Consider the following 25,473-nt stretch of genomic DNA (forward strand, 5'->3'; position numbering starts at 1 on the left):
CAGTATCCAGTCAGGTGAAGCTTGCGACGAAGTAGCCGACACCGTACGGCGCGGCGTGGTAGGTCAGGTCGCCCGTCAAGGTGGTCGCCGTGAGCGCGCCTGCGAGTACCTGCCAGGGGGCTCGGCCGGCGGCCTGCAGCTCGGCGGCGAGGTCCGGGTCGAGGGCATTCAGTACGTCGAGATCCCTGTACTGCAAGGCGGTTGCGACCGTGGTGTCGAAGATCTCGGCTCTCGGGTGGAGGTGGACCGGCGAGTGCTCACTCCGTCGGGCCGAGCCGTCACCCATCACCAGCAGGCCGATCCGATCGTTGCCGTCAGCAATTTCTTGCCCCAGTTGCCGGCACTCGGCCGGGGTGGCGTCCATGGGCACGGCCAGGTACGCGCGGGGCAGTTGAGCAGCCTTGGTCTGCTCGAGCAACCAACCCCCGACCGCCAACGACAACGGCAGGACTGGGTCGCCGGTGCCGATGCGCACGCCGGGTGCGCCGTACGGTCCGAACGAGCCGCCCGCGGTGGCTGAGTAGGTGGCGCGGGCGGCCGCGGCGCCGACGACCAGCACGCTGGACGCGGTGGACAGTTGGTCGATTGCGGCGAGGCAGGCGGCTCGGAGGTCGTCGAGGTCGGGGGCGGCTCCGGACGCCACCTCGGGGACGAGGAGGGGTGGGTGCGGGCAGACCGCGGCGGCGACGACGGGCACGGCTATGCCTCCCGCAGGTAGCGGAAGAAGAGGTAGTCGTCAGCCGCGGACAGCGTCGACGTCAGCTTCATCTGCCGGGTCAGCGTCGTCGCCGGCCCTGCGGTGATGCGACCGGAACCGGGCCCGGCGAGGAGAGGCGCGAGCGCGAGACACATCTCGTCGACCAGGTCGGCGTGAGTCAGCGCCCCGAGCAGATGCGGCCCGCCCTCGCACAGGATCTGCGGCATCGCCCGCGCCGCCAACTCGTCGACCAGCGCCTTCAGATCGACCTCGGCCGCACCCAGGACCAGCACCTCTGCCACCTCGCCGAGGGCCTCGCGCCGCTCCGGCGGCGAGGCAGCGTGGGTGACCACGAGCGGCCGAACCGCCGACTGGAACACCGGGTTCACCGGGCTCAGCTCCAACCGCGACGACACGATCACCAACGTCGGATTCTCGGCCAGCCCCTGGGCCGTCCGCCACTCCCGGGCCGCCTTGGACAACCGCAGCGGCGTGTATCCCTCGTCGCGGATCGTGCCGGCGCCGACCAGCACCACATCAGCCAGCCTCCGGACCATGCTGAACACCCGGCTGTCGGAGTCACTCGACAACGCCTTGGACCGGCCGTCGATCTCGACCGCGCCGTCGAGGCTGCTGACGAAGTTCGCCCGCAGGTGCGCGACCGACCGATCCTCCGGTTGGTAGACCGCGGCCAGTTCCGGGTCGGAGAGGTCTTCCAGGCGACGCATCAGGCCAGGCTCCTTCGGGTTCCGGCGGGCTGGGCGGTGCCACGCAGTACGGCGATCAGGTCGAGCGCCTGTCGAGCCGCGGGTACGTTGTGGACGCGGAACACCCGGGCACCCAGCCAGGCCGAGATGCTGAGCGCGGCGAGTGTCCCGTTGCCACGCTGTCCCGGCGGGAGCTCGAGGGTCTCGCCGATGAAGTCCTTGTTCGACACCGCGACCAGGACCGGCCAGCCGGTCGCCGCCAGCTCGTCCAGGCGACGGGTCAGCTCGAGTGACTGCAGGGTGTTCTTGCCGAAGTCGTGGGTCGGGTCGATCAGGATCCCGTCCGGCCGGACCCCGGCTGCGACCGCCCGGTCCGCGAGGCCGGTCGTCGTCCGGATCACGTCCGCGACCACGTCGTCGTACGCCATCCGGTGCGGATCCGTGCGCGGCGAGAGGCCACCGACGTGACTGCAGACTAGCCCCGCCCCGGCTTCGGCGGCGGCGTGGACCAGGTCGAGATCTGCGCCGGCCCAGGTGTCGTTGAGGAGGTCGGCGCCGGCCTCGGCAACCCGGCGGGCGACGCCGCTGCGGTAGGTGTCGACGCTGATCACCAGACCGGGATGCCGGGCCCGGATGCCGGCCACGAAGTCCACGGTCCGGCGGAGCTCCTCGTCCTCGCTGACGGGTTCGCCGTAGCCGGCCTTGACGCCGCCGATGTCGACCAGGTCGGCACCGTCCGCGACCGCCTGGTCGATCGCCGCGTAGGCCGCGTCGGTCGCGTACGTCGCGCCGCGGTCGAAGAACGAGTCCGGGGTGCGGTTGATGATCGCCATCAGGGCGAATTCGCCCACGCCGAACGACCGGCTCCCCAACCGCAGTACGCCGTCGCCCTCGTCCGCCACGGCACCGACTCTAACCGGCGGATCCCCAGGCCATCACCATCGGCGTCCGGCTGTTCCGCCAGGCACGAGCGCCGGCGACGCGGCCAGTTGTGATGGCCTGGCGATCCGCCCTACGGCTGCCCAAATCGCCACATATCCTATAGGATTCCTGGCGACAGTCCGCCCACCGCCGCAGATCGGGTCCTGATGCCACGATTCACCGAGTTAGAGACGTACGACGTCCGCTTCCCCACGTCGCTGGACCTGGACGGCTCCGACGCGATGAACACCGACCCGGACTACTCCGCGGCGTACCTGATCCTGCGGACCGACGCGGCCGACGGGCTGGAGGGGCACGGATTCGCGTTCACGATCGGCCGTGGCAACGACGTACAGACCGCGGCGATCGAGGCGCTCCGCGACCACGTGATCGGCCTCGACCTGGACGCGACGCTGAACGATCTCGGTGGGTTCTGGAGGTCGCTCGTGCACGACTCGCAGCTGCGCTGGCTCGGCCCGGAGAAGGGCGTCATGCACATGGCGATCGGCGCGGTCGTCAACGCAGTTTGGGACCTGGCCGCCAAGCGGGCCGGCGTACCGCTGTGGAAGCTGCTGTCCGACCTGACGCCGGAGCAGATCGTCGATCTCGTCGACTTCCGCTACCTGACCGACGCACTGACGCCGTCGGAAGCACTCGAGATCCTGCGCGCCGCGAAGGCGCGTCGCTCCGAGCGGGAGACACTGCTGCGGGAGCGGGGCTACCCGGCGTACACGACGACGCCCGGCTGGCTCGGGTACGACGATGCCAAGCTGGTGCGGTTGTGTCACGAAGCGGTCGCCGAGGGCTTCACCCAGATCAAGCTGAAGGTCGGCGCGGACCTGGACGACGACATCCGCCGGATGCGGCTGGCCCGCGAGGCGGTCGGCCCGGACATCCGGATCGCGATCGACGCCAACCAGCGCTGGGACGTGGCCGACGCGATCCGGTGGGTCGAGGCCCTGGCGCCGTACGACGTCTGGTGGGTGGAGGAACCGACGAGCCCGGACGACATCCTCGGGCACGCGGCCATCGCGAAGGCGATCGCGCCGATCCGCGTGGCGACCGGTGAGCACGTGCAGAACCGGGTGGTGTTCAAGCAGATGTTGCAGGCCGAGGCGCTGTCGGTACTGCAGCTCGACTCGGCCCGGGTCGCGGGGGTGAACGAGAACGTCGCGATCCTGCTGCTGGCGGCGAAGTTCGGCGTACCGGTCTGTCCGCACGCCGGTGGGGTCGGGCTGTGCGAACTGGTCCAGCACCTGTCGATGTTCGACTACGTCGCGGTGAGCGGGTCGCTGGAGGATCGTGTGATCGAATACGTCGACCACCTGCACGAGCACTTCCTGGACCCGGTGGTGATCCGGGACGGGCACTACGTGGCGCCGGAGCGGCCCGGGTTCGGCGCCGAGATGGATGCTGAGACGCTGACCGACTTCCGGTACCCGAGTGGCAAGATCTGGACCGACCTGACTGATTCGAAGGAGAGCGGGAAGTGACGGACTTCGCCGGCCTGCGGGCCGTGGTGACCGGAGGCGCCCAAGGCATCGGACTTGCGGCCGCCTCGCTGCTGGCGTCCCGGGGTGCGCGGGTAGTCGTGTTCGACCTCAAGCCTGACGTGTCCGAGCCGCTGACCGGGATCGCCGCGGACGTCACCGACGACGGTTCGGTCCGGGACGCGGTCGCCGCGGCGGCGCTGCAACTCGGCGGGATCGACATTGTGGTGAACAACGCCGGCATCGGCGCGCAGGGCACGGTCGCCGGGAACGACGACGACGAGTGGCACCGCGTCCTCGACGTCAACGTGGTCGGCATCGCTCGCGTGACCCGGGCCGCGCTGCCGTACCTGCGGAAGTCGTCGGCCGCCGCGATCGTCAACACCTGCTCGATCGCCGCGACCGCGGGCCTGCCGAATCGTGCGTTGTACTCGGCGAGCAAAGGCGCCGTACTCGCGTTGACGATGGCGATGGCCGCGGACCACGTACGCGAAGGGATCCGCATCAACTGCGTGAACCCTGGTACGGCGGACACGCCGTGGGTCGGCCGATTGCTCGACGTGGCCGAGGACCCGGCCGCCGAACGAGCCGCCCTGGAATCGCGTCAGCCGATGGGCCGGCTGGTGTCGGCGGACGAGGTCGCGCACGCGATCGCCTACCTGGCCAGCCCGTTGTCGGGCTCGACGACCGCTACGGCGCTCGCCGTCGACGGCGGGATGCAGAACCTGCGGCTTCCGGCGGCCCAGAATCGAGCCCAGTGATGAAGATCTTTCCGAACGGTCAGCGGGTCGGACTGGGCGGTGCGCCGCTGGGGAATCTGCTCGGCTCGGTGAGCGAAGCGGACGCGGTCGCGACGGTGAACGCTGCCTGGGACGAGGGGTGGCGGTACTTCGACACCGCTCCGCACTACGGGCTCGGGCTCGCCGAGGAACGGCTCGGGGGTGGGCTGCGCGGCAAGCCGCGGGACGAGTTCGTGCTGTCGAGCAAGGTCGGGCGGATCATCTACGAGGCCGACGGCGCGGCGACCGACGACGAGGGCTTCGAGATCAACACGAACCGGCGGCGGCGCTGGGACTTCTCGCGGGACGGCGTGTTGCAGAGCATCGAGGACTCGTTGCGGCGGATCGGCACCGACCGGCTCGACGTGGTTTTCGTGCACGACCCCGACGACCACTATGACGAAGCCGTCGCGACCGCCTTCCCGACGTTGATCGAGCTGCGCGACCAGGGCGTGATCGGCGCGATCGGCTCCGGCATGAACCAGACCGCGATGCTCACCCGGTTCGTCACCGAGATCGACATCGACGCGATCATGCTAGCCGGCCGCTACACCCTGATCGACCCCGACGGCCTCGACGACGTCCTCCCCGCCTGCCTCGCCAACGACGTCCAGGTAGTTGCCGTAGGCATCTTCAACTCCGGCCTGCTCTCCCAGCCGCGCCCCGCCCCCGGCGCCACCTTCAACTACGCACCCGCCGCGGATTCCCTGGTAGCCAAGGCCAACCAGCTCGCCGACATCTGCGAGTCCCACGGGGTCACCCTCCCCGCCGCCGCGCTCGCCTTCCCGCTGGCCCACCCCGCCGTAGCCGGCATCGCGGTGGGTTGCCGCACCCCTGACGAGGTCCACACCAACGCAACCCTCGCCCGTGCCGAGGTCCCCGCAGCCCTCTGGTCAGACCTGAAGTCAGCAGGCCTCCTCCGCGAGGACGCGCCCACGCCATAACTCCACCGCGGCCGCAGCGCTCGGGGCACATGTCGGGGGCTGCCGCGACCTTTGGTGGGCGTGAACAGGTTATTGCCTGTCCCCACGCACCAGTTCCTGTCCCAGCCCCCAACTTCTGGCCGGGGGTGAGGTTAGGTTCTGGTGGTTCTGGAGGCGAGGTGGAGGGCCAGACGTTCGTCCGGGTTGGCCAGGTCTACGCCTAGGAGGTGCTGGATCTTGGTGATGCGGGCGGCGGCCGTGTTGCGGTGGATGCCCAGGACGGCGGCGGTTTCGGCTAGCGAGGACTCGGTGTCCAGGTAGACGGCGAGGGTCGTGACCAGGTCGCCGGGCTGGTCTTCGATGGGGGCTAGGAGGGCGCGGGCGGCCGGCTGGAAGGTGTCGGTGCGGGTCCAGGCGAGGAGGAGCTGGGCCAGGCCGAGGCGGTCGACGTGGAGGAAGCGGCCGGTTTCGGCGCGGCCCCGGGCCAGACCGGCCGCATCACCTGCTTCGGCCAGGGAAGTGGCGATCCCGCTCGGACCAGGTGCAACCCGGCCGACACCGACGTACGCATCGACGGTCAGCAGGCGACGCTGCACCCGTCTGATCGCCGCCGCTTGCTGCTGAACCTCAGTTGACGTCGGCTCGCGCGCAGCGGTGATCCATGCGGACCATCCGTCACCCTGCTCGACCACGACCGCCTGCAGACCCTCGGCGTCAAAAGCTTCCACCACGTCGGCCCGCCGCCCTGCGACGTCCACCTGCCCGTCGGTCCCGATCCGGATCCCCGTGTGCCACCCGTCCAGCTGCCACCCGAGATCCACGGCCCGCCGCCGCGTCGCCTCCGACGGCTCACCGTGCAGCAGCTCACCGAGCAACGACGTACGCTGCCGCGCGTCCCGCTCCAACTCCAGCCGCCGCAACGCCAACCGCTCTCCCACCGCGGGCGCCACCACCGTCAACACAGCGGGTACGGCGGCAACCTCAGCCGGCACGACTCCGGGCAACCGAGCCACCAGCCAGCACACGGGCCCAGCACCGAGCACTGCCACAGCGATCAGCACCGCACCACTCCGCAGATCCACCCGGTACGGCGCCGCCCACGGAACCGGCACTGCCGGAAGCGCACCAACCAGCGCAGACCGCTCCTCAGCCTCCAACGGCTCCCCCGCCAAAGTCCCACCGTCAGAGCCGGCCAGCGTCACCGGCCTGTCCAGTACGGCGGACGTCGTCCGCAGCACCGAGGTCAGGTCACGGTCCGAACGCCGCAATGCGGTGACAGCATGCAGGACGAGATCTGCTCGGACCAGGTCGGGCTCGGAAGCCACCTTGTTCAGGTGCTCGTGAGCTGCCAGCGGATCCGGACTGCCCAGCACCGGCAGCTGCAACCGCTCGGCCAGCAGCTGAGCGCCACGTCCGAGTGGCTCGGCACCGGCGAGCAGCAGGGCCGCTGCGCCTGCTGCCGAGGCTCGGCTGATCAGTGCGTCGATCCGCCAGTCGGCGTGGTCGGTTGCCAGCAGTACGACCAATAGTTCGCCGGTCATCGGCTCCGGGTGGCCGGCAACGTTCATGAGCACACGAGAGCCGATCAGCGTGGGACCAGGTTCCTGTCCACCGCCCAGAACGACGACATCCCGCCAGCCGGGTGAGGTCAGCATCGCCGCCAGCGAAGGCGCGATCATGAGGCCTCCAGCAGTTGCGGGTCGCACCCGAGTCCGAACGCCCGGGGTCCGACGTACCCGATCCGATCGCCGCGCCGCCACCATTCCGGTCCGGGCAGCGCGAGTACCAGTACCTCGTCGCCGGTCCGGATCGCCTCGACCGCGATCGGCTGCAGTGTGCGTCGATCCAGCACACAGACGAGGTCCGGCGTACTCACGAGCGGCTCTCCGTCGACCATGGCGAGCAGATACTCGTTCTCCGTCTCGATCCGCACCACCGCACGGCTGGCGGAATCGACCACACAGACACTGCCGCGCCCGAAGGCAGCACCGCCGTTCGCTATGGCATGCCGCGCGACCTCTTCGACCCGTCCGCCACCCAGTAGCCGGCCGCCGAGAGCCGACGCGACCGTCGCCGGCGCGGCGCCGGTGTCGAGCCCGGCATGCGCCCGGCCCAGCGCCAGAGCTCGAGTCAAACTGCCATTGACCGCATCGGACGTCGCAGCCTCGACTGGGGTTGGTGCCAGCGCCAGAACAGCCCAACCACCGGTGTGGGCGACGAAGCTCCGCACCGCGCGTTCCAGACCGGACGCATCGACGTGATCCACCACGATCACCTGCCCGCTCGGCTCACTGAGCGCACAGGGTGTCAGCGAACGCCCCGCCACCGCCCAGGAGAACTGGTCGAGCCGAGGCATCGCCCGGCCCATCAGATCGGCGTCGACGAACGGCAGTCCGAGGTCCAGCGCGGCGATGAGCGGACTGAGGCCATTCAGCCCACCTGCCTCGAGCGACATCAGCCCGGTGACCGCCTGCCCGGTCCAGCGGCTCACCGCCCTAACTGCAGTCTCGAACTCACCACCGCTGGGCAACTTCTCCGCCAGCACGCTGGTCGCACCCACCACGCCGATGGGGCTCAGGTACGCACCAGGTGTGTCCGAGGCGTCCCGCAGTACGAGCTCACCAGCCCCTAGCCGCCGACGCAGCATCCGCCCGAACGCACCCGTGTCGCCGCCGCCACCGGACCCCAGCAGGGTGACGCCGACGACCAGCGCCCCCAGATCCTGCTCACGGATGACCGTCGTCATGAGCCGATGATGTCACCGAGTGTTCCGCCCCGGCGGAGTGGAACACTCGGCCCGCCGCAGAGGGGTATCGAGCACGGCGGGCCGAGAGTCAGTGGGCGACGGGCAGAGCCTCGACACGGCGTTCGACCGGACTGAACTCCACGTCGAGCCCGAAACAGGCTGGGCCGAACACCGCCAGCGCCTCAGGTGTGCGCATCAGGTCGGGCGTGGAGATCCCGACCACGGTGACCCGTTGGCCGTAGCGCAGGCCCTCTGTGGTGATCGGCTCTGCGGTGTCGGCCTCGAGCACGCAGATCAGGTCCGGCACCGTGCAGACCACCTCGCCGTCGACTTCTGCGACCAGGTTCTCGTTCTGGAAGCGCAACTCCAGTTCGGACCTGCCGTCGTACGCGGTGAAGCGGGCGCGGCCGCGGGCGAAGCCCTCGACGGTACGGCGTTCCACGTCGACGACCTTGCCGCGGAAGAGCACCCGGAGGTGGTTGTAAAGCGTCGGCGCGAGCGCTTCCCGGATGGCCTCGATCGGATCGTCATGCGCAGCCCTGGCTTCGCGGACCGCGCGCCCGATCGACAGGCCGAGGCTGAGTGTTCTGGGTACGGCGGTGCGCTTCACCTCGGCGCCCGTCATCGAGTACTCCGCGATGTGCGCGACGCCGCCCAGCCGGATCGTGATCCCGCGGGCCAGCCACTCCATCTGCTGGTTGTCCGTGCCGGTGTCGATGACGACCGTCTCGTCGTGTTCCCCGGCGATTGCCATCGGCGACCCGGGTACGCCGTACACCGAGAACGTCTCCATCTGGAGTTCGGGGAACGCGCGGCCCATGCCGTCGGCATCGACCACCGGCAGACCGGTCCGGGCAGCGACGAGCAGCGGGATCATCGAGTTGATGCCGCCGCATTCGATCGGCATGGTCGCATCCGCGGTGCGGCCGAGATGGCGCTCGAGGGCGCGCAACGCGCCGACCGGCTCGCTGCCGCGCGGGATCTTCTCCACGATGACCGTCGGCGCGCCCATCTGCGCGGTCGGGATGACGAAGGCGTCGTCGTCGAGCTCATCCGGGTCGAGGACCGTGACCGGCCCGTGCTCGCGGATCGCCTGCTCCACCAGCAAGCGCCCGATCAGCGGATCGCCACCACCGCCGGTGCCGAGAATCGCAGCACCCCTGGCAAGGTCTCTCAGGTGCTCGATGTCGAGCTGCCAGCTCATACCGTCTCCAGTGCGCGGATCGGGTCGAGGTCGTAGCCGAAGTAGCGCGGGCCGACCAGCTCGATGCCCTCCGGTGAGTGCCACCGTTCGTCGGCGGGCGCTGCGAGCACGCTCACGCGATGGCCGTAGCGCAACGCCTCGGTGGTGATGGGTTCGCCGGACTCGGTGTCGAGCACGATGATCAGGTCGGGCGTGGTCGCGACCGCGGTGCCGTCGATCTCGGCCACCAGGTGCTCGTTCTGGAAGTGCAGCGCCAGCAATCGCCCGAGCGATGCGTCCAGTCCGTCGATCGCGGCATCACCCCGGGCGAACCCGGTCGTCGTACGGCGTTGGACGTCGACCACCTTGCCGACATGTAGCAACCGGCCGCCGAGCTGATCGACCACGGCCGCGACCGGATCGCTGTGCTGTTGCTGCGCACGCTCGATCGCGTGACCGATCGCGAGGCACTGGCTGAGAGTTCCGGGGACGAACGCCTCGCGGATCTCGGTGCCGGTCATCGCGTACAGCGAGACGATCGCCGAGCAGCCCATGTCGACGGTCGCGGACCGGGCCAGCCGCTCGGCCCAGGGGTTGTCGATCGTGTCGAAGACGCCGCGGTTGCCCTTCTCGTCGACAATCGACATCGGGGTCGCCTCGATGCCGGCCAGCGTCGGCAGCACCATCTGCAGTTCGGGGAACGCGCGGCCCATCCCGTCACCGTCCACCAACGGCAGCCCGAGCTGCGCGGCGGCGATCACCGGGACGGTCGAGTTCACACCGCCCGCTTCGATGCACGCGATGTGAGTCGGCGTCTTGCCGACATACCGAGCCAGGGTCTGGACGGCGACCGAGATCTGATCCGCCGACGGGAGCTTCTCGACCATGACGGTCGGCGCGCCCATCATCGCCACCGGCAACACGCACGCGTCGTCCGGAAGGTCGTCGACGGCAACCATTTCGACCGGCCCGTACTCCCGGACCGCCTGCTGCGCGAGCAGCCGGCCGATGTGCGGATCCCCGCCACCACCGGTGCCCAGCACGGCCGCCCCACGGGCAAGCGCGGCGAGATCGTCGGCACCCAGCCTCATCGCGTTCCCCCCACCTGGGCTCACGACGCCCCCAGCCGGAGATCGCCGACGGCCTTGCAGCGGATGCGGGTGGCATTGCCTGGCAAATACGGAATGGGGACTTCGTCGAAGTCGACGATCCGGACCTGCGCCGGATCAGCGCCCGCGGCGACGGCTCGGTCGACCGCCTCCTGCCGCGCCTCGTCCACCACTGCGTCCCGGCGACCCGGATCGATCGCGTACACCCGGTCCACCTCGCCGCCGACCTGGGCGATCGCCGCACCGATCGCGTTCGCCACCGCGAAGTGATCCGGCCGATGCACCGCGAGACTGCCCGGCAGATCGTCCGGCAGGAGGATCGAACCACCGCCGACCGCGACCACCGGCAGCGGGTCGGGCGAGGTACGCATCCGCTCCACCGCGTCCGCGATGTCCGCCGCCACCCGCGCCAGCGCCGCCTTCACCAGCGTCGGATCGAGCTCGGCCACGGCCGCCGGGTCACCGATCTCGGCCCGGCCCGCCGCCACCGCGATATCCGTCGCGGTGAGCGTCGTACCGCCGAAGACCAGCGCCTCCTCGGTCAGCCGATAGCCGACCGACCGCGGGCCGACCGTCACCAGGTCGTTGCCCTCAGCCACCAAACTGCCGCCGCCGATGCCGATGCTGAGCACATCCGGCATCCGGAAGTTGGTCCGGACGCCGGCCACGTCCACTTCCGTGGTCGCCTCCCGCGGGAAGCCGTGCGTGAGTACGCCGACGTCGGTCGTCGTACCGCCGACGTCGACGACCGCGCAGGTGTCCAGGCCGGACAGCAGCGCCGCGCCGCGCATCGAGTTGGTCGGGCCGGACGCGAACGTGGCGACCGGGTAGCGGCGGGCGAAGTCGACATCCATCAGCGTGCCGTCGTTCTGGCTGAGGTACAGCGGCGCCGCGATGCCGTGGCCCGCGACCGCGCCGGCCAGACCGTCCACGATGCTCGCGGCCAGCTCACGCAGCGCCGCGTTGATGATGGTCGCGTTCTCCCGCTCGAGCAGACCGATCCGGCCGATCTCGTGGGACAGCGAGATCGCCACGTCGTCGCCGAGTTCGGAGCGCAGGATCTCGGCCGCGCGCAGCTCGAACTCGTTGCTCACCGGCGAGAACACCGACGAGATCGCCACCGACCGGACGCCGTGCGACACCATGTCCGCGGCGTGCCGGCGCAGTTCGTCCTCGTCCAGCTCGGCGATGTGCCGGCCGTCGAACTCGTGCCCGCCATGGGCCAGGTAGCTGCGCCCGCTGATCGCCTCGACGAGTCGCTCCGGCCAGTCGACCAGCGGCGGCAGCGACGCGGTGGCCGGCAGTCCGAGCCGCAGCGCCGCCGTCGGGGCGAGCCGGCGCGCCTCGATCAGGGCGTTGATGAAGTGCGTGGTGCCGATCATCACCGCCTGGATCTGCGCCGGGTCGAAGGACCGCTCGGCCTGCAACCGGTCCAGGGTGTCGATGATGCCCGCGGTGACGTCCGCACTGGTGGCCGACTTGTTGGCGGCCAGCACGCTGATGCCGGTTCCCTCGCCCTCCAGCAGTACGGCGTCGGTGTTGGTACCACCGACATCGATCCCGATACGCATTCCAGATCCTCCCGTTGTGCCTAGCTGGTCGCCGGTACGGCGTTGATGGCGGTCTGCTCACTGTCCATGGTGCGACTCGTCCCGACGCCCCGGATCAGGCCGAGCCGGCCGGCGACGACGTACGCCGCGAAGCCGACCACCAGCGAGTTGATGCTGGGCAGACCCCAGGTGACGTACTTGCCGATCAGGGCGGCGGCGACCCAGATCACGATCGTGGCCGGTACCCAGGTCGGCGCGGTGGCGGGCAGCTTGCCGTCGGCCCGGGTCGCGTCCAGCTCGGGGCGCCAGCGCTTCACCACGAAGTACTCGGCGACCATGATCCCGGCGATCGGCGGGAACGCGACGCCGAGCACGATCAGGAACTCGGTGAACTTTTCCAGGATCCCGCCGGCCGCGAGCACACTGCCGAGGATGCCGACCACGAGCGTGACGACGCCCCGGTTGACGTGCCGGCCGAAGACGGTGCCGATGAAGTTCACCACGCCGAGGCCGGAGCTGTAGAGATTCCAGTCGTTGATCTTGATCGTGCCCAGGATGATCACCAGTGTGCCGACCCAGCCGACCGACGAGGTGACGATGGTGATCACGTTCGCCGAGCCGACCGCGTGCGCGAGCAGTACGCCGCACAGGCCGATCACGTACTCGCCGAGGGTGATGCCGAGAACGGTCTGCTTGACCACGTCCCCGACCGTCCGGTTGAAGCGGGTCATGTCCGGGGTGATCACCGCGCCGACGATGAATCCGCCGGCGACGAGCGTCGTACCCTCCAGCAGGCTCAGCGGCGGACCCGGCGGCGCGGAGCTGACCAGTGCGCTGAGGCTGTGGTCGGACAGCTCGCTGATGATCGACCAGCCGACCAGGACGAGGAACGCGGGCACGGTCACATACGCGACCCACGCCATCGAGTGGAAGCCACGGAGCACGACCAGCGTGACCGCGAGACCGAAGACGAGCGACCAGCCCCACGCCGGCAGTACGCCGATCAGCTGGCTCAAACCGGCCGCCGACACCGCGGACTGGATCCCGAACCAGCCGATCAAGCTGATCCCGATCGCCAGCCCGATCAGTGCCGACCCGGCCTGACCGAACCCGGTCCAGCGGGCGATCACCGAGGTCTGCAAGCCCTCGCGAGCCCCGATGATTCCGATCAGGATCGCCACCAGTTCGAGGATCACCGCGCCGAGCGTCAGCGCCCAGAACGCGGTCCAGAAGTCCATGCCGAACCCGAGCGTCGCCCCGAGCAGAAACTGACTGAGCGCCGAGATCTGCCCGAACCGCTGCGTCGCGACAGACCACCACGAATATCGGGCGCTCTGCGGAACCCGAGCGAGCGCATAGTCGTCCGTACCAACAGATGAACCGGCCATGAGAACCTCCAGCCTGGGGATTTCATCGAACGTACGGCGCTGGGCGGGCCTGTTCACCGTCCATCGTGCACACCAGGCGTCCGCAGACTGTGCAATCAGCCCATGTCCCTGCTCTTGCTCACTCCGGGTCTTGGGGTCGCCAGTGGACCTGAAGGCCGTCGCGTCGGCCGATCTGTTCGATGCGGGCGGCGACGTGGGCGCTCAGTTCGTCCAGGCGGGCGGTGTCGGCTGCCTCGACCTGGAGGATCAGCTCGTCCACGGCGCTGCGGATCGTCCACGTTCCCTCGCCCAGGTCGATGACCAGCTCACCCGGACTACTCGCCAGCACCTTCATCCCGCCGGGCTGGTGACCGAAGTGGCTGGTCAGTTGTTCGACATACCGTGCCGCTCGCGGAGTCCCGACGTACGCCTGCAGAACTGCCATTCCCACACACTCCTTTTTCAAGACAGAGTGTCTCGAATACGGACAGTCTGTCAAGGTAGGCTGATGGTCGTGCCGAAGTTGTGGGATGACAGCATTGCCACGCATCGCGAGGCGGTGCGGGGAGCTGTGCTCGATGCCGCCGCCGCGCTGGTGGCTGAGCGCGGCGTGACCGGGGTGACGATGTCGGAGGTTGCCCAGCGGGCCGGGGTCGGGCGGGCGACGCTGTACAAGTACTTCCCGGACGTCGAGTCGGTCCTGGCCGCGTGGCATGAGCGACAGGTGGGTGAGCATCTCCGGCAGGTCGAGGACATCTGGGAGCGGAGCGGGCAGCTCAGCGACGTGCTGGAGGCCTATGCGTTCATCTGCTACGAGCACCCGCAGTCGGAGCCGGCGGCGTCGCTGCATCGGTCGGAGCATGTGGCCACGGCTCGTGAGCACCTCGTCGAGTTCCTCGCGGGCCTGATGACAGACGTGCGGGACGACGTTCCACCCAGAGAGTTGGCGGCGTACTGCGTGCATGCGCTCGGCGCGGCGGGCGCCGTACCGTCGAAGGCGGCGGTACGGCGCCTGGTCGCGGTCACGCTGACCGGGTTACGCGGCGAGTCGAGCGGGTGAGAGGTCGAGGCGGCGCAGTAGCTGGGCGTTGAGGGCGACCACGATGGTCGAGATCGACATCAGGATCGCGCCGACGGCCGGCGAGACGACCACGCCGGCGAAGGCGAGTACGCCGGCCGCGAGCGGGACCGTGATGACGTTGTAGCCGGTGGCCCAGGCCAGGTTCTGCCACATCTTGCGATAGCTGGCCTTCGACAGGGTGATCACCGAGAGGACGGCGCGGGGGTCGTTCGCGGCCAGGACCACGCCGGCCGATTCGATTGCGACGTCGGTGCCGGCGCCAATCGCGATGCCGACCTCGGCGCGGGCCAAAGCGGGGGCATCGTTCACGCCGTCGCCGACCATGGCGACCTTCAGGCCGCGCGACTGCAGTTCGGCGACCTTCGCATCCTTGTCCTGCGGAAGCACTTCCGCGAAGACCTCGTCGATGTCGAGTTCCTTCGCGACCGCGTCGGCGACCTGGTGTGCGTCGCCGGTGATCATCGCGACCTTCACGCCACGCCTATGCAGCGCATCCACCGCCTGCCTCGACTCCTCGCGAACCTCGTCCTCCAACGCGACCGCCCCGACCACCTGCCCGTCCCGAACCACATGCAGCACGGCGGCCCCACGCCCCTTCCAGGTCGCGACGTCCGTCTCCAGCTCCGCCGGCTCGGGTACGCCGTACTCCCGCAAGAACGCTGGTCCACCGACAGCAACCTCGGAACCGTCCACAACAGCCTGTACGCCGCGACCGGTGAGGGACTGGAATTCCGATGCCACCACACCTCGTCCGTGACCGACCGGCACCCGATCGGAGTGTGCTCGGACGATGGCCTTGGCCAGCGGGTGTTCGCTGTCGGCCTCGACCGCGGCGGCCAGCTCCAGCAGTTCCTCGTCGGTGATCGGTCCGACCGTGGCGACGCCGGTCACCGCCGGCTCGCCCTTGGTCAGCGTGCCGGTCTTGTCGAACAGGACGACGTCGATCGTGCGCATCCGCTCCAGTGCCAGCCGGTCCTTCACCAGGACGCCGGCCTTCGCGGCGCGTTCGGTGGAGATCGCGATCACCAGCGGGATGGCCAGGCCGAGGGCGTGCGGGCAGGCGATCACCAGGACGGTCACGGTCCGCGTGACGGCCTCGTTCACCTCACCCAGCAGCGTCCACACCACGAACGTGATCAGCCCCGCGATCGACGCGAAGTAGAAGAGGAACCCCGCGGCCCGATCGGCAAGGGCTTGCGCGCGGGACGACGACGCCTGCGCCTCGGCGACCAGCCGCTGGATCCCGGCCAGCGCGGTGTCGTCCCCGACCGCCGTGACCTCGACCCGCAGAGCGTTGTCGGTGGCAACGGTCCCGGCGACGACGGAATCCCCGGCCGCCCGCAGGACCGGCCGCGACTCACCGGTGATCATCGACTCGTCGACCTCGGCCTGCCCGTCGATCACGGTCCCGTCCGCCGGCACGCGCCCGCCGGAGCGGACCAGTACGACGTCTCCCGCCAGCAACTCGCCGAGCGGCACCTCGACCACACCGTCGGCCGTCACCTTCTCCGCCGAGTCGGGCAGCAGTGCGGCCAACGCGTCGAGCGCACCGGACGCGGCGCCGAGCGCACGCATCTCCAGCCAGTGCCCGAGCAGCATGATCACGATCAGCAGCGCGAGCTCCCACCAGAAGTCCAGGTCGAACCCGCCGATGCCGAGCGTCGTCACCCAGGACGCCACGAACGCGACCGTGATCGCCATCGAGATCAGCAGCATCATCCCGGGCCGACGGGACCTCAGTTCGCCCCAACCTCCGGTCAGGAACGGCTGCCCGCCGTACACGAAGATCACCGTCCCGAGGACCGGGGCGATCAGCCCCGACCCCGGGAACTCCGGCCGGGTGTACCCGAGCAGGTCGGCGAACATCGCACTGAAGAACACCACCGGCACCGCCAACCCGAGGCTGATCCAGAACCGATCCTTGAACTGCGCCGCATGATCCCCGTGACCCGCGTGCCCACCGTGGTCTGCGTGCCCACCGTGGTCAGCGTGGTCGGCATGCGCGGTGTGGTCGTGATGCTCATCCATGCTCGAAACATACCCCCGAGGGGTATTAACCGCAACCAGCGAGACCGCCCCGCCGTCCAGCACGGACGACGGGGCGACGGAGGTACGCCTGCACCTGGACAGGAGCTGGTGGCGGCGGCCGGCTGATCAGCTGGGATCTTCGGAAACAACTGGCCGCCAGGTGACCGGATTCCTCCGGAAAGCGACCTGCCCCCTGGCGCCCGGACAGCCGACTCCCGGGGGCTGGGACACCTTCTGGTGGGCTGCGACAGGGAATGACCTGTCCCAGCCCACCACTACCTGTCTCAACCCCCGACGACAGCCCGTCCTCTGAGAGTCGCACCCCGGCCAACCTCCTGGCCTGAGTCCGACTACAGCGGATCGATGTCGGTCAGCGTGTCCGGGGTCAGTTCGACCCAGCGGGTGATGCCGATCTCGCGCAGGAACGGGAGGTCGTGGCTGGCGATGATCAGGGCACCGTTGTACGACGCGAGGGCGTCGCGGAGCTGGGCGACGCTGGCCAGGTCCAGGTTATTGGTCGGCTCGTCCAGCATCAGCAACTGCGGTGGGGGCTCCGCCAGCAGCAGCGCCGCCAGCGTCGCCCGGAAGCGCTCGCCACCGGACAGCGTGCTGACCAGCTGATCGGCCGCGCGCCCGCGGAAGAGGAAGCGGGCCATCCGCGACCGCCGCTCCTGGTTCTCCGTGCTCGGGGCCAGCAACGCGAGGTTGTCGACAATCGACAGGTCGTCCCGGAGCAGATCCAGCCGCTGCGGCAGGTACCGGAACGGCACCTCCGGCAACCCGCCGCTCGTGATCGACTGCAGCAGCGTCGTCTTGCCCGCGCCATTCGGCCCGGTCAGCGCGATCCGCTCCGGCCCGCGGATCTCCAGGTCCACCTGCGCCCCGGTCCGCAGCACGTGATCCTCGAGCCGCAGCACCACCCGGCCCGCGGGTACGGCGGTCTTCGGCAGGTCGACGCGGATCGTGTCGTCGTCGTGGACGAGCTCCTCCGCGTCGGCCAGCGCCTCCCGCGCCGAGTCGAGCCGCTCGGACTGCATCCCGAGGTGCTTCCCGGCCGACACCTGCGCCGCCCGCTTCAGCCCACCCGCGACGATCTTCGGGATCCCGCCCTGCTCGAACGCCCGCTGTCCGCGAGCCCGGCGCTGGTCCATCTTCATCCGCGCCTCGATCAGGTCACGCCGCTGCTTGCGGACGTCGGCCTCGGCCGACCGCAGCATCCGCTCGGCCGCCTCCTGCTCGATCGCCACCGCCTCCTCGTAGGCGGTGAGGTTCCCGCCGTACCAGGCGACGTCGCCCTTGCGCAGCTCGCCGATCTGGTCGACCCGGTCCAGCAACTCGCGGTCGTGGCTGACGATGACCAACGCACCACGGAACTGCTCGACCGCGTCGTACAGATGCCTCCGCGCCCGCAGGTCGAGGTTGTTGGTCGGCTCGTCGAGCAGCAGTACGTCGGGACGCCGCAGCAGCTCAGCGGCCAGGCCGAGCAGGATCGTCTCGCCGCCGGACAGCTCACCGACGCTCCGGTCGAGGTCGATCGCGCCGAGGCCGAGCTTGCCGAGCAGCGCCTCGGCCCGTTCGTCGACATCCCAGTCGTCGCCGACGATCGCGAAGTTCTCCTCCGAGGCGTCACCGGACTCGATCGCGGTGATGGCGCGGCGGACGGCCTCGATGCCGAGCGCCTGATCGACCCGCAGGCCGGTGTCGAGGGTCAGATCCTGCGGCAGGTACCCGAGCTCACCGCTGACCCGGATCGACCCGCGCTGCGGAGTGAGCCGCCCGGCGATGAGCCGGAGCAACGTCGACTTGCCGGCGCCGTTGCGGCCGACCAGCCCGGACCGCACGGGTCCGGCGACGAAGGTGAGCCCGTCGAACAGGACGTCGCCGTCCGGCCAGGCGAAGAAGAGGTCCGTACAGGACAGGGAAAAACTCATGTGCGTGAACTCCAGAAGAGGTCTCGGACGAGATCGCACACCAGGACGGGTGGCGATCGATCGGCTGAAGAGAAGACCTCGGAGCTACAACGCGGACCCCTGACGTCGGGAATGGGACATCACCAAGGGTAGGCGGCACTCCCGGCCGGGTTCAACCGTTTTCCCGGCGCTTGCGCCAGGCAACGATCAGCAGGTCGACCAGCGCGACCACCGCGAGCGCACCGAACGCGACCACCCAGCCGACCGGCAGGTCGAAGACGACGGCCAGCACGGCCGCCGCGATCCACAGCGCCAGACCGAACGACGCGAGGACCAGGCGCAGCGTCAGCGCACTGCGGGGCGGCGCCGGTTCGAAGGCCATGCCACCGGAGTACCTCAGGGTGCTTTGCGGAGCCAGGTCTCGACGCCGGCGATGTGCGCGGTCATCCAGGCCCGGGCCGCCTCGGCGTCACCGATCTCGATCGCGTCCAGGATCGCGGCGTGCTCCGACAGCGTCCGCTCGACCGCGCCGGCCTGGGTGACCCCGCGCCAGATCCGGGCCCGCTGGGTCGCACCGGAGATGCCGTCGAGCAGCGAGCACACGACCTGGTTCCCGGTCGCCTCGGCGATCGCGCGATGGAACCGCAGGTCGTTGGCGACCAGATCCTCGACCGGCGAGTCCGCCGTCAGGTCGCTGCAGAGCAGCCGCAGCTCGGTCAGCTGCTCGTGGGTGATCCGGACCGCGGCCAGCGCCGCGACCCCGGGCTCGAGCAGCCGCCGGACCTCGAAGAACTGCAGCACCGAGTCGTCGCGATGCAGGTCGACCATGAAGTTCAGCGCGTCCAGCAGGTGCGCCGAGTCGAGACTGCTGACGAACGTGCCGTCGCCGTGCCGGACGTCCAGGACGTTCACCAGCGTCAGCGCCTTGACCGCCTCGCGCAGCGAGTTCCGCGACAGGCCGAGCCGCGCCGCGAGATCCGCCTCCTTCGGCAGTCGATCCCCTGGACCCAATTCCCCCGAGGTGATCATCCCTTTGATCTTGACGATCGCCTCATCCGTCAACGCCATCTCGTCAGTATGCCGCCCTACGATCCGTTCATGACCACACCGGGCTACTCGGGCAAACCGCTCGCGGCGAAGCTGGGCATCAAGCGGGAGCACGTCGTACTGCTGGACAACGCGCCGGACGGTTTCGCGATCGAGGGCCTGCCCGCCGGTACGACGGTCGTCCGCCGAGCCGGCCGGACGTCGTACGAGGTGGTGCTGGCCTTCTGCCCGGACCGGAGCCGGCTGACCAGACGCCTGCCGGTGCTGCTCGGCAAGACGGTGCCCGCGGGGATGATCTGGATCGCCTGGCCGAAGCGGTCGTCCGGCGTACCGACCGACCTGGACGAGAACGGGATCCGCGAGCTGGCCCTGCCGCTCGGCGTGGTCGACGTGAAGGTGGCCGCGATCGACGCGACCTGGTCCGGCCTGAAGCTGGTCCGGCGGCTGAGTCACCGGTGAGCCCAGTCGCGGCGAACTGGACTGATCCAGAGGGTGACGTTGACCACATATCTGCGCAGTCCTGATCATCACCACCGGCAAGCGCACAACTGCATACAGTGGGCACCTGCGCTCAAATGCTCTACTCAGCGTCACCTCGGCGAGCGGCCGAAATCCCACCTCTGCAAGGGGTCCCGCAGTTCCGTCGGCTCCGGACCGTGCCGTCGGCTCCGGAGCCTCCGGCCGATGAGCTGAAACACCTGCCTGCACGGTGTTTCAGGCCTCGATCGATCAAGCCGCCAGAGCCTGACCACTCGCCGCACTGGTCCGGTGATCCCGGGCTGTGGAAGTGGTCGGCGTGCTATTAGCCTTGCCCTGGGACACCACCCATAACATCAGCAGTAACAACCGCGGTACCGGACCCGATCGGAAGAGGCGAACTGCCCAGTGGCCACCGAGCCATCAGACACCAATCCCCTAGCAGCCTTCGGTGCGAACGAATGGCTGGTCGACGAGCTGTACGAGAAGTACCAGCAGGACCCGAATTCGGTGGATCCGGCGTGGTTGGACTTCTTCAAGACCTACAAGCCTGGTGACGACGCGACGCCGGTGAACACCACCCCGGCCGACGCTCCCCGGCCCGACGCGGTGTCCGACAACAAGACCCCTGAGGCGCCGAGCCGCGGTACGACGCCGTCCGCGCCCGCCTCCAGCGCACCCGCGGCCACCACCGCGGCCGCTCAGCCCACGCCGGCCGCTGCGCAGGCCGCCGTACCGCAGACTCAACCCGCAGCGAAGCAAGCGCCGGCCCGGACCGGCGCCCCAACCGGAGGCACGGTGAACCAGCCGCCCAGCGTCCAGCCCAAGCCGGCTCCCGCGACCAACTCCGACGGCGAGCGGCAGATCATGCGCGGCGCGCCCGCGCGGACCGCGCAGAACATGGAGACCAGCCTCACGGTCCCCACCGCGACCAGCGTCCGGCAGGTCCCGGTCAAGCTGCTGATCGACAACCGCATCGTCATCAACAACCACCTCAAGCGCGCCCGCGGCGGCAAGGTCTCCTTCACCCACCTGATCGGCTGGGCGCTGGTGAAGGCGCTGAAGACGCTGCCCGAGATGAACGCGTCGTACGACGAGACCGACGGCAAGCCGACGCACGTCCAGCCGGCCCACATCAACCTCGGCCTGGCCATCGACATGCAGAAGCCGGACGGCACCCGGCAACTGCTGGTGCCGTCGATCAAGGCCGCCGAGACGATGACGTTCGCCGACTTCTGGATGGCCTACGAGGACATCGTCCGGCGGGCCCGGGACAACAAGCTGGCGCTGCCCGACTTCCAGGGCACCACGATCAGCCTGACCAACCCCGGCACCATCGGCACGCAGCACTCGGTCCCGCGGCTGATGACCGGCCAGGGCTGCATCATCGGCGTCGGCGCGATGGAGTACCCGCCGGAGTACCAGGGCGCGGCCGACGAGACGATGGCCAAGCTCGCGGTCAGCAAGGTGATGACGCTGACCTCGACGTACGACCACCGGATCATCCAGGGCGCCCAGTCGGGTGAGTACCTGCGCCGCCTGCACCAGCTGCTGCTCGGCGCGGAGGGCTTCTACGACGAGATCTTCCAGTCGCTGCGGATCCCCTACGAGCCGATCCGCTGGGCCGCCGACCTCCCGCACAGCCACGAGGAGGACGTCTCCAAGCAGGCGCGCATCCTCGAGATGATCCACGCCTATCGGGTGCGCGGCCACATCATGGCCGACACCGACCCGCTGGAGTACAAGCAGCGCAGCCACCCGGACCTGGACGTGGCCACCCACGGCCTGACCCTGTGGGACCTGGACCGCGAGTTCGCCACCGGCTCGTTCGGCGGCGGCGACCGGAGGTTCATGAAACTGCGCGAGATCCTCGGCATCCTGCGCGACTCGTACTGCCGGACCACCGGTGTCGAGTACATGCACATCCAGGACCCCGAGCAGCGCAAGTGGATCCAGGAGCGGGTCGAGCGGCCGCACACCAAGCCGCCGCGCGAGGAGCAGTTGCGGATCCTGGCCAAGCTGAACGAGGCCGAGGCGTTCGAGACCTTCCTGCAGACCAAGTACGTCGGCCAGCGCCGGTTCTCGCTGGAGGGCGCCGAGACCACCATCCCGCTGCTCGACGAGCTCTGCGAGGAGGCGGCCGGCGCCGGTCTGTCCGAGGTCGCGATCGGGATGGCGCACCGCGGCCGGCTGAACGTCCTGGCCAACATCGTCGGCAAGTCGTACGGCCAGATCTTCCGCGAGTTCGAGGGCAACATCGACCCGCGGACCGTCCAGGGCTCCGGTGACGTCAAGTACCACCTGGGCGCCGAGGGCGAGTTCGTCTCCGAGTTCGGCGACAAGATCAAGGTCTCGGTCGCGGCGAACCCGTCCCACCTGGAGACGGTCGACCCGGTGCTCGAGGGCATCGTCCGGGCCAAGCAGGACCTGCTGGACCGCGGCGCCGCGTTCCCGGTGCTGCCGTTGCTCGTCCACGGCGACGCGGCATTCGCCGGCCAGGGCGTGGTGGCGGAGACGCTGAACCTGTCGCAGCTGCGCGGCTACCGCACCGGCGGCACGATCCACGTGATCGTGAACAACCAGGTCGGCTTCACCACCTCACCGGCGTCGTCCCGTTCGTCGATGTACTCCACCGACGTGGCCCGGATGGTGCAGGCGCCGATCTTCCATGTGAACGGCGACGACCCCGAGGCGTGCATCCGGGTGGCCGACCTGGCCTTCGAGTACCGCCAGGCGTTCAACAAGGACGTCGTCATCGACCTGGTCTGCTACCGCCGCCGCGGCCACAACGAGGGCGACGACCCGAGCTTCACCCAGCCGTTGATGTACGACCTGATCGAGCAGAAGCGGTCCGTCCGCAAGCTCTACACCGAGGCCCTGATCGGCCGTGGCGACATCACGATCGAAGAGGCCGAGCAGGCCATGCAGGACTTCCAGCATCGCCTCGAGCGGGTCTTCGCCGAGGTCCGCGAGGCGAAGAGCCAGCCCGACACCCCGGCGCCGTACGTGACCGTCCCGATCTACCCGGACAAGCCGGAGGGCCCGGACGCGACCGCGACGACGCCCGAGGTGCTGAAGAAGATCGCCGACGCGCACACCACGCTGCCCGAGGGCTTCACCGTGCACCCGAAGGTGATGCCGCAGCTGCAGCGCCGGGCGCACGCGATCACCCAGGGCCCGATCGACTGGGCCAGCGCGGAGATCACCGCGTTCGGCTCGCTGTTGCTGGACGGGCGCCCGGTCCGGCTGGCCGGTCAGGACAGCCGCCGCGGCACCTTCGTGCAGCGGTTCGCCGCGGTCATCGACCGGGTCAACGCGCAGGACTACGTCCCGTTGCAGAACCTCGACGAGAACCAGGCGAACTTCTACGTCTACGACTCGCTGCTGAGTGAGTACGCCGCGCTCGGCTTCGAGTACGGGTACTCCGTGGCCCGGCCGGAGGCGCTGACGCTGTGGGAGGCGCAGTTCGGCGACTTCGTCAACGGCGCGCAGTCGGTCATCGACGAGTACATCTCGTCCGGTGAGGCGAAGTGGGGCCAGAAGTCCGGTGTCGTGCTGCTGCTGCCGCACGGCTACGAGGGCCAGGGCCCGGACCACACCTCGGCCCGGATCGAGCGGTTCCTCCAGCTCTGCGCCGAGAACGCGATGACGGTGGCGCAGCCGTCGACGCCGGCGTCGTACTTCCACCTGCTCCGCCGGCACACGCTCGGCGAGGAGCACAACCCGATGATCGTCTTCACGCCGAAGCAGCTGCTGCGGCGCAAGGAGGCGGTGTCGCAGCCGGAGGACCTGACCCATGGCACCTTCCGGCCGGTGATCAACGACGCCGAGGCCGAGGCGAACCCGGCGACCGTCGAGCGCGTCATCCTGGCCTCCGGCCGGATCGTGTACGACCTGCTGGCGGAGCGGAAGAAGGTCGAGCCGGACAAGATCAGCACCGCGATCCTCCGGGTCGAGCAGCTCTACCCGCTGGCGGCCGAGGAGGTCGTCGCCGAGCTGGCGAAGTACCCGAACGCGACCGAGATCCGCTGGGTCCAGGACGAGCCCGCGAACCAGGGCCCGTGGCCGTTCATGGCGCTGAACCTGACCGAGCACCTCGGCGGCAAGCCGTTCTACCGGGTCTCCCGGCCGGCCATGTCCGCCCCGGCGGTCGGTTCGCACGGCGTCCACGGCACCGAGCAGGCGACCCTGCTCAAGCAGGCCTTCAGCTGACGTGTACTTCACCGACCGAGGGATCGAGGAACTCGAGGGCCGGCGTGGCGAGGAGGACGTCACGCTGGCCTGGGTGGCCGAGCGGCTGCGCGAGTTCGTCGACCTGAACCCCGAGTTCGAAACCCCGATCGAGCGCTTCGCCACCTGGCTGGCCCGATTGGACGACGAGGACGACTAACCTGAGCCAATGCCCTTCGCCGATCACCCAGTACGCCGGGTGACCGCGGCGAAGGGCATTCGCCCGTCCACCCACTGGCCACACACCATCCCGGCCGTCCGCCAGCTACTGACCGACGGCTTGGAGCTCCAACCGGGCGTCACCTTCCTGGTCGGCGAGAACGGCACCGGCAAGTCCACCCTCGTCGAGGCGATCGCCGTCGCGTTCGGTCTGTCTCCCGAGGGCGGTTCCACCGGCGCGCGCCTGACCACCCGTGCCACCGAGTCGCCACTGGCCGACGACCTGCTCCTGACCCGCGGCGTCGGCGCCAAGCGGGCCGGGTTCTTCCTCCGCGCCGAGACGATGCACGGCTTCTACACGTACCTGGAGCAGAACCCGGGCGCCCGTGCCGAGCCCGTCTTCCACGAGATGAGCCACGGCGAGAGCTTCCTCAGCCTCATCAACGACCGCTTCACCCGGCAGGGCTTCTACTGCCTGGACGAGCCCGAGTCGGCCCTGTCGTTCTCCAGCAGCCTCGCGGTGGTCGGTGTACTCGGCCGGCTCGCCGAGTCGGGCTCCCAGGTCCTTTGCGCCACCCACTCCCCCGTGATCGCGGCGCTCCCCGGCGCCACCATCCTCGAGGTCGGCGATTGGGGCATCCGCAAAACCAGGTGGGATGACCTCCAACTCGTCCAGAACTGGAAGTCCTACTTGCAAGCACCGGAGCGGTACTTGCGACACGTCCTGTAGGTGACTCGGCCGGCGGGTTGGTGGCGGCCGAGTCGACCGGCCCGGCAACGAAACAGGACCAGTGGGTACGCCGGGAGCCTCTGGTCCAGCCGGCGTGGCTTGGGCCAGGAACTGGTGGGCTCGGACAGGCTATTTGTTGTTCCTATCCCCCAGAAGACGTCCGATCCCTCGAGAACCGGCCATCTGGAACACCGGCCACCGTCCACTGGCGTCCGCCCACCGCCCACAGCCCACCGGCCACAACGCTCGGCGGGGAACATTCCAGTCACCTGGCGCACATTTGTTACCCCGCCGGGACGACGACCAACCGAAGGGCAGACGCCGGCAACTGACCAACGA

Annotated in this window: 22 protein-coding genes; 8 read left to right on the forward strand and 14 right to left on the reverse strand. The window is 69.4% G+C overall.

Going from position 1 to position 25,473, the window contains the following annotated elements; translation table 11 throughout:
• Nucleotides 1-10: 10 nt before the first annotated feature.
• From OG555_RS02160 to folP, 3 genes are read right to left on the reverse strand one after another with little or no spacing between them, the layout of a single operon-like run.
• Nucleotides 11-697, reverse strand: coding sequence for a class III extradiol dioxygenase subunit B-like domain-containing protein (locus OG555_RS02160; protein ID WP_329480662.1), 687 nt, complete (start codon nucleotides 695-697; stop codon nucleotides 11-13).
• Nucleotides 698-699: 2 nt separating this feature from the next.
• The gene (locus tag OG555_RS02165) at nucleotides 700-1,425 is read right to left on the reverse strand and encodes a pyrimidine reductase family protein (protein WP_329480664.1); all 726 of its coding nucleotides are present in this window, start codon (nucleotides 1,423-1,425) and stop codon (nucleotides 700-702) included.
• Nucleotides 1,425-2,306 (reverse strand): dihydropteroate synthase, encoded by an 882-nt coding sequence (gene folP, locus OG555_RS02170; RefSeq protein ID WP_329480666.1) that lies wholly within the window; start codon nucleotides 2,304-2,306, stop codon nucleotides 1,425-1,427. Before folP ends, OG555_RS02165 begins: the two co-directional genes overlap by 1 nt.
• Nucleotides 2,307-2,492: 186 nt before the next feature.
• Between folP and OG555_RS02175 the strand changes: the two genes are divergently transcribed.
• From OG555_RS02175 to OG555_RS02185, 3 genes are read left to right on the forward strand one after another with little or no spacing between them, the layout of a single operon-like run.
• Complete coding sequence (locus tag OG555_RS02175; RefSeq protein WP_329480668.1) at nucleotides 2,493-3,818, forward strand: L-fuconate dehydratase; 1,326 nt, start codon at nucleotides 2,493-2,495, stop codon at nucleotides 3,816-3,818.
• Nucleotides 3,815-4,576 carry an SDR family NAD(P)-dependent oxidoreductase gene (locus OG555_RS02180; RefSeq protein WP_329480670.1) on the forward strand — a complete coding sequence of 254 codons (762 nt, stop codon included), beginning with the start codon at nucleotides 3,815-3,817 and terminating at the stop codon, nucleotides 4,574-4,576. Before OG555_RS02175 ends, OG555_RS02180 begins: the two co-directional genes overlap by 4 nt.
• Nucleotides 4,576-5,538, forward strand: a complete 963-nt coding sequence (locus OG555_RS02185) for an aldo/keto reductase (protein ID WP_329480672.1) — start codon at nucleotides 4,576-4,578, stop codon at nucleotides 5,536-5,538. The genes OG555_RS02180 and OG555_RS02185 overlap by 1 nt, the downstream gene beginning before the upstream one ends.
• Before the next feature lie 131 nt (nucleotides 5,539-5,669).
• Here the strand turns inward: OG555_RS02185 and OG555_RS02190 are convergent, their stop codons facing one another.
• The 7 genes from OG555_RS02190 to OG555_RS02220 form a co-directional block, all read right to left on the reverse strand.
• Nucleotides 5,670-7,196, reverse strand: a complete 1,527-nt coding sequence (locus OG555_RS02190) for a helix-turn-helix domain-containing protein (RefSeq protein ID WP_329480673.1) — start codon at nucleotides 7,194-7,196, stop codon at nucleotides 5,670-5,672.
• Entirely contained in the window at nucleotides 7,193-8,263 is a 1,071-nt protein-coding gene (locus tag OG555_RS02195) for a DUF917 domain-containing protein (RefSeq protein ID WP_329480676.1), read from the reverse strand. The genes OG555_RS02190 and OG555_RS02195 overlap by 4 nt, the downstream gene beginning before the upstream one ends.
• Nucleotides 8,264-8,351: 88 nt before the next feature.
• Complete coding sequence (locus OG555_RS02200) at nucleotides 8,352-9,467, reverse strand: DUF917 domain-containing protein (RefSeq protein ID WP_329480683.1); 1,116 nt, start codon at nucleotides 9,465-9,467, stop codon at nucleotides 8,352-8,354.
• Complete coding sequence (locus OG555_RS02205; protein ID WP_329480684.1) at nucleotides 9,464-10,537, reverse strand: DUF917 domain-containing protein; 1,074 nt, start codon at nucleotides 10,535-10,537, stop codon at nucleotides 9,464-9,466. The genes OG555_RS02200 and OG555_RS02205 overlap by 4 nt, the downstream gene beginning before the upstream one ends.
• Before the next feature lie 20 nt (nucleotides 10,538-10,557).
• Nucleotides 10,558-12,126 (reverse strand): hydantoinase/oxoprolinase family protein, encoded by a 1,569-nt coding sequence (locus OG555_RS02210; RefSeq protein ID WP_329480685.1) that lies wholly within the window; start codon nucleotides 12,124-12,126, stop codon nucleotides 10,558-10,560.
• A 20-nt stretch (nucleotides 12,127-12,146) separates the two neighbouring features.
• Complete coding sequence (locus OG555_RS02215; RefSeq protein WP_329480686.1) at nucleotides 12,147-13,493, reverse strand: purine-cytosine permease family protein; 1,347 nt, start codon at nucleotides 13,491-13,493, stop codon at nucleotides 12,147-12,149.
• Nucleotides 13,494-13,611: 118 nt separating this feature from the next.
• Nucleotides 13,612-13,917: a DUF2218 domain-containing protein gene (locus tag OG555_RS02220; protein ID WP_329480688.1), complete on the reverse strand. Its 306-nt coding sequence runs from the start codon at nucleotides 13,915-13,917 to the stop codon at nucleotides 13,612-13,614.
• Between the two features lie 69 nt (nucleotides 13,918-13,986).
• Here OG555_RS02220 and OG555_RS02225 point away from each other — a divergent pair, with 69 nt between their 5' ends.
• A complete protein-coding gene (locus OG555_RS02225) occupies nucleotides 13,987-14,532 on the forward strand; it encodes a TetR/AcrR family transcriptional regulator (RefSeq protein ID WP_329480690.1) in 546 nt (181 codons plus the stop codon).
• On the opposite strand, the gene OG555_RS02230 is transcribed toward OG555_RS02225, so the two are convergent.
• From OG555_RS02230 to OG555_RS02245, 4 genes are all read right to left on the reverse strand, one after another.
• The gene (locus tag OG555_RS02230) at nucleotides 14,509-16,581 is read right to left on the reverse strand and encodes a copper-translocating P-type ATPase (RefSeq protein WP_329480692.1); all 2,073 of its coding nucleotides are present in this window, start codon (nucleotides 16,579-16,581) and stop codon (nucleotides 14,509-14,511) included. The two genes, OG555_RS02225 and OG555_RS02230, sit on opposite strands and share 24 nt — an antisense overlap.
• Nucleotides 16,582-16,931: 350 nt before the next feature.
• Nucleotides 16,932-18,512, reverse strand: coding sequence for an ABC-F family ATP-binding cassette domain-containing protein (locus OG555_RS02235; RefSeq protein WP_329480693.1), 1,581 nt, complete (start codon nucleotides 18,510-18,512; stop codon nucleotides 16,932-16,934).
• 151 nt (nucleotides 18,513-18,663) lie between these two features.
• Nucleotides 18,664-18,873 (reverse strand): DUF6343 family protein, encoded by a 210-nt coding sequence (locus tag OG555_RS02240; protein WP_329480694.1) that lies wholly within the window; start codon nucleotides 18,871-18,873, stop codon nucleotides 18,664-18,666.
• A 14-nt stretch (nucleotides 18,874-18,887) separates the two neighbouring features.
• Entirely contained in the window at nucleotides 18,888-19,559 is a 672-nt protein-coding gene (locus OG555_RS02245) for a FadR/GntR family transcriptional regulator (RefSeq protein WP_329480695.1), read from the reverse strand.
• Nucleotides 19,560-19,589: 30 nt separating this feature from the next.
• Here OG555_RS02245 and OG555_RS02250 point away from each other — a divergent pair, with 30 nt between their 5' ends.
• From OG555_RS02250 to OG555_RS02265, 4 genes are all read left to right on the forward strand, one after another.
• Complete coding sequence (locus OG555_RS02250) at nucleotides 19,590-19,997, forward strand: DUF3052 domain-containing protein (protein ID WP_329480696.1); 408 nt, start codon at nucleotides 19,590-19,592, stop codon at nucleotides 19,995-19,997.
• A gap of 426 nt (nucleotides 19,998-20,423) precedes the next feature.
• On the forward strand, nucleotides 20,424-24,227 hold the full coding sequence (locus OG555_RS02255; RefSeq protein ID WP_329480697.1) for a multifunctional oxoglutarate decarboxylase/oxoglutarate dehydrogenase thiamine pyrophosphate-binding subunit/dihydrolipoyllysine-residue succinyltransferase subunit: 3,804 nt from the start codon (nucleotides 20,424-20,426) through the stop codon (nucleotides 24,225-24,227).
• A gap of 1 nt (nucleotide 24,228) precedes the next feature.
• Nucleotides 24,229-24,405, forward strand: a complete 177-nt coding sequence (locus tag OG555_RS02260) for a DUF6104 family protein (RefSeq protein ID WP_165554028.1) — start codon at nucleotides 24,229-24,231, stop codon at nucleotides 24,403-24,405.
• Nucleotides 24,406-24,414: 9 nt separating this feature from the next.
• Nucleotides 24,415-25,134 carry an AAA family ATPase gene (locus tag OG555_RS02265; RefSeq protein ID WP_329480698.1) on the forward strand — a complete coding sequence of 240 codons (720 nt, stop codon included), beginning with the start codon at nucleotides 24,415-24,417 and terminating at the stop codon, nucleotides 25,132-25,134.
• Nucleotides 25,135-25,473: the final 339 nt, after the last annotated feature.

This window comes from Kribbella sp. NBC_01484, from assembly GCF_036227145.1.
In the GTDB taxonomy this organism is placed as follows: Bacteria; Actinomycetota; Actinomycetes; order Propionibacteriales; family Kribbellaceae; genus Kribbella.

What these genes read in the sequence shown, in the direction of transcription:
- OG555_RS02165 (WP_329480664.1), bottom strand. Translation starts at nt 1,425, where the DNA reads ATGCGTCGCCTGGAAGACCTCTCCGACCCGGAACTGGCCGCGGTCTAC.
- OG555_RS02175 (WP_329480668.1), top strand. Translation starts at nt 2,493, where the DNA reads ATGCCACGATTCACCGAGTTAGAGACGTACGACGTCCGCTTCCCCACG.
- OG555_RS02185 (WP_329480672.1), top strand. Translation starts at nt 4,576, where the DNA reads ATGAAGATCTTTCCGAACGGTCAGCGGGTCGGACTGGGCGGTGCGCCG.
- OG555_RS02190 (WP_329480673.1), bottom strand. Translation starts at nt 7,196, where the DNA reads ATGATCGCGCCTTCGCTGGCGGCGATGCTGACCTCACCCGGCTGGCGG.
- OG555_RS02195 (WP_329480676.1), bottom strand. Translation starts at nt 8,263, where the DNA reads ATGACGACGGTCATCCGTGAGCAGGATCTGGGGGCGCTGGTCGTCGGC.
- OG555_RS02200 (WP_329480683.1), bottom strand. Translation starts at nt 9,467, where the DNA reads ATGAGCTGGCAGCTCGACATCGAGCACCTGAGAGACCTTGCCAGGGGT.
- OG555_RS02205 (WP_329480684.1), bottom strand. Translation starts at nt 10,537, where the DNA reads ATGAGGCTGGGTGCCGACGATCTCGCCGCGCTTGCCCGTGGGGCGGCC.
- OG555_RS02210 (WP_329480685.1), bottom strand. Translation starts at nt 12,126, where the DNA reads ATGCGTATCGGGATCGATGTCGGTGGTACCAACACCGACGCCGTACTG.
- OG555_RS02215 (WP_329480686.1), bottom strand. Translation starts at nt 13,493, where the DNA reads ATGGCCGGTTCATCTGTTGGTACGGACGACTATGCGCTCGCTCGGGTT.
- OG555_RS02220 (WP_329480688.1), bottom strand. Translation starts at nt 13,917, where the DNA reads ATGGCAGTTCTGCAGGCGTACGTCGGGACTCCGCGAGCGGCACGGTAT.
- OG555_RS02230 (WP_329480692.1), bottom strand. Translation starts at nt 16,581, where the DNA reads ATGGATGAGCATCACGACCACACCGCGCATGCCGACCACGCTGACCAC.
- OG555_RS02235 (WP_329480693.1), bottom strand. Translation starts at nt 18,512, where the DNA reads ATGAGTTTTTCCCTGTCCTGTACGGACCTCTTCTTCGCCTGGCCGGAC.
- OG555_RS02240 (WP_329480694.1), bottom strand. Translation starts at nt 18,873, where the DNA reads ATGGCCTTCGAACCGGCGCCGCCCCGCAGTGCGCTGACGCTGCGCCTG.
- OG555_RS02245 (WP_329480695.1), bottom strand. Translation starts at nt 19,559, where the DNA reads ATGGCGTTGACGGATGAGGCGATCGTCAAGATCAAAGGGATGATCACC.
- OG555_RS02250 (WP_329480696.1), top strand. Translation starts at nt 19,590, where the DNA reads ATGACCACACCGGGCTACTCGGGCAAACCGCTCGCGGCGAAGCTGGGC.
- OG555_RS02265 (WP_329480698.1), top strand. Translation starts at nt 24,415, where the DNA reads ATGCCCTTCGCCGATCACCCAGTACGCCGGGTGACCGCGGCGAAGGGC.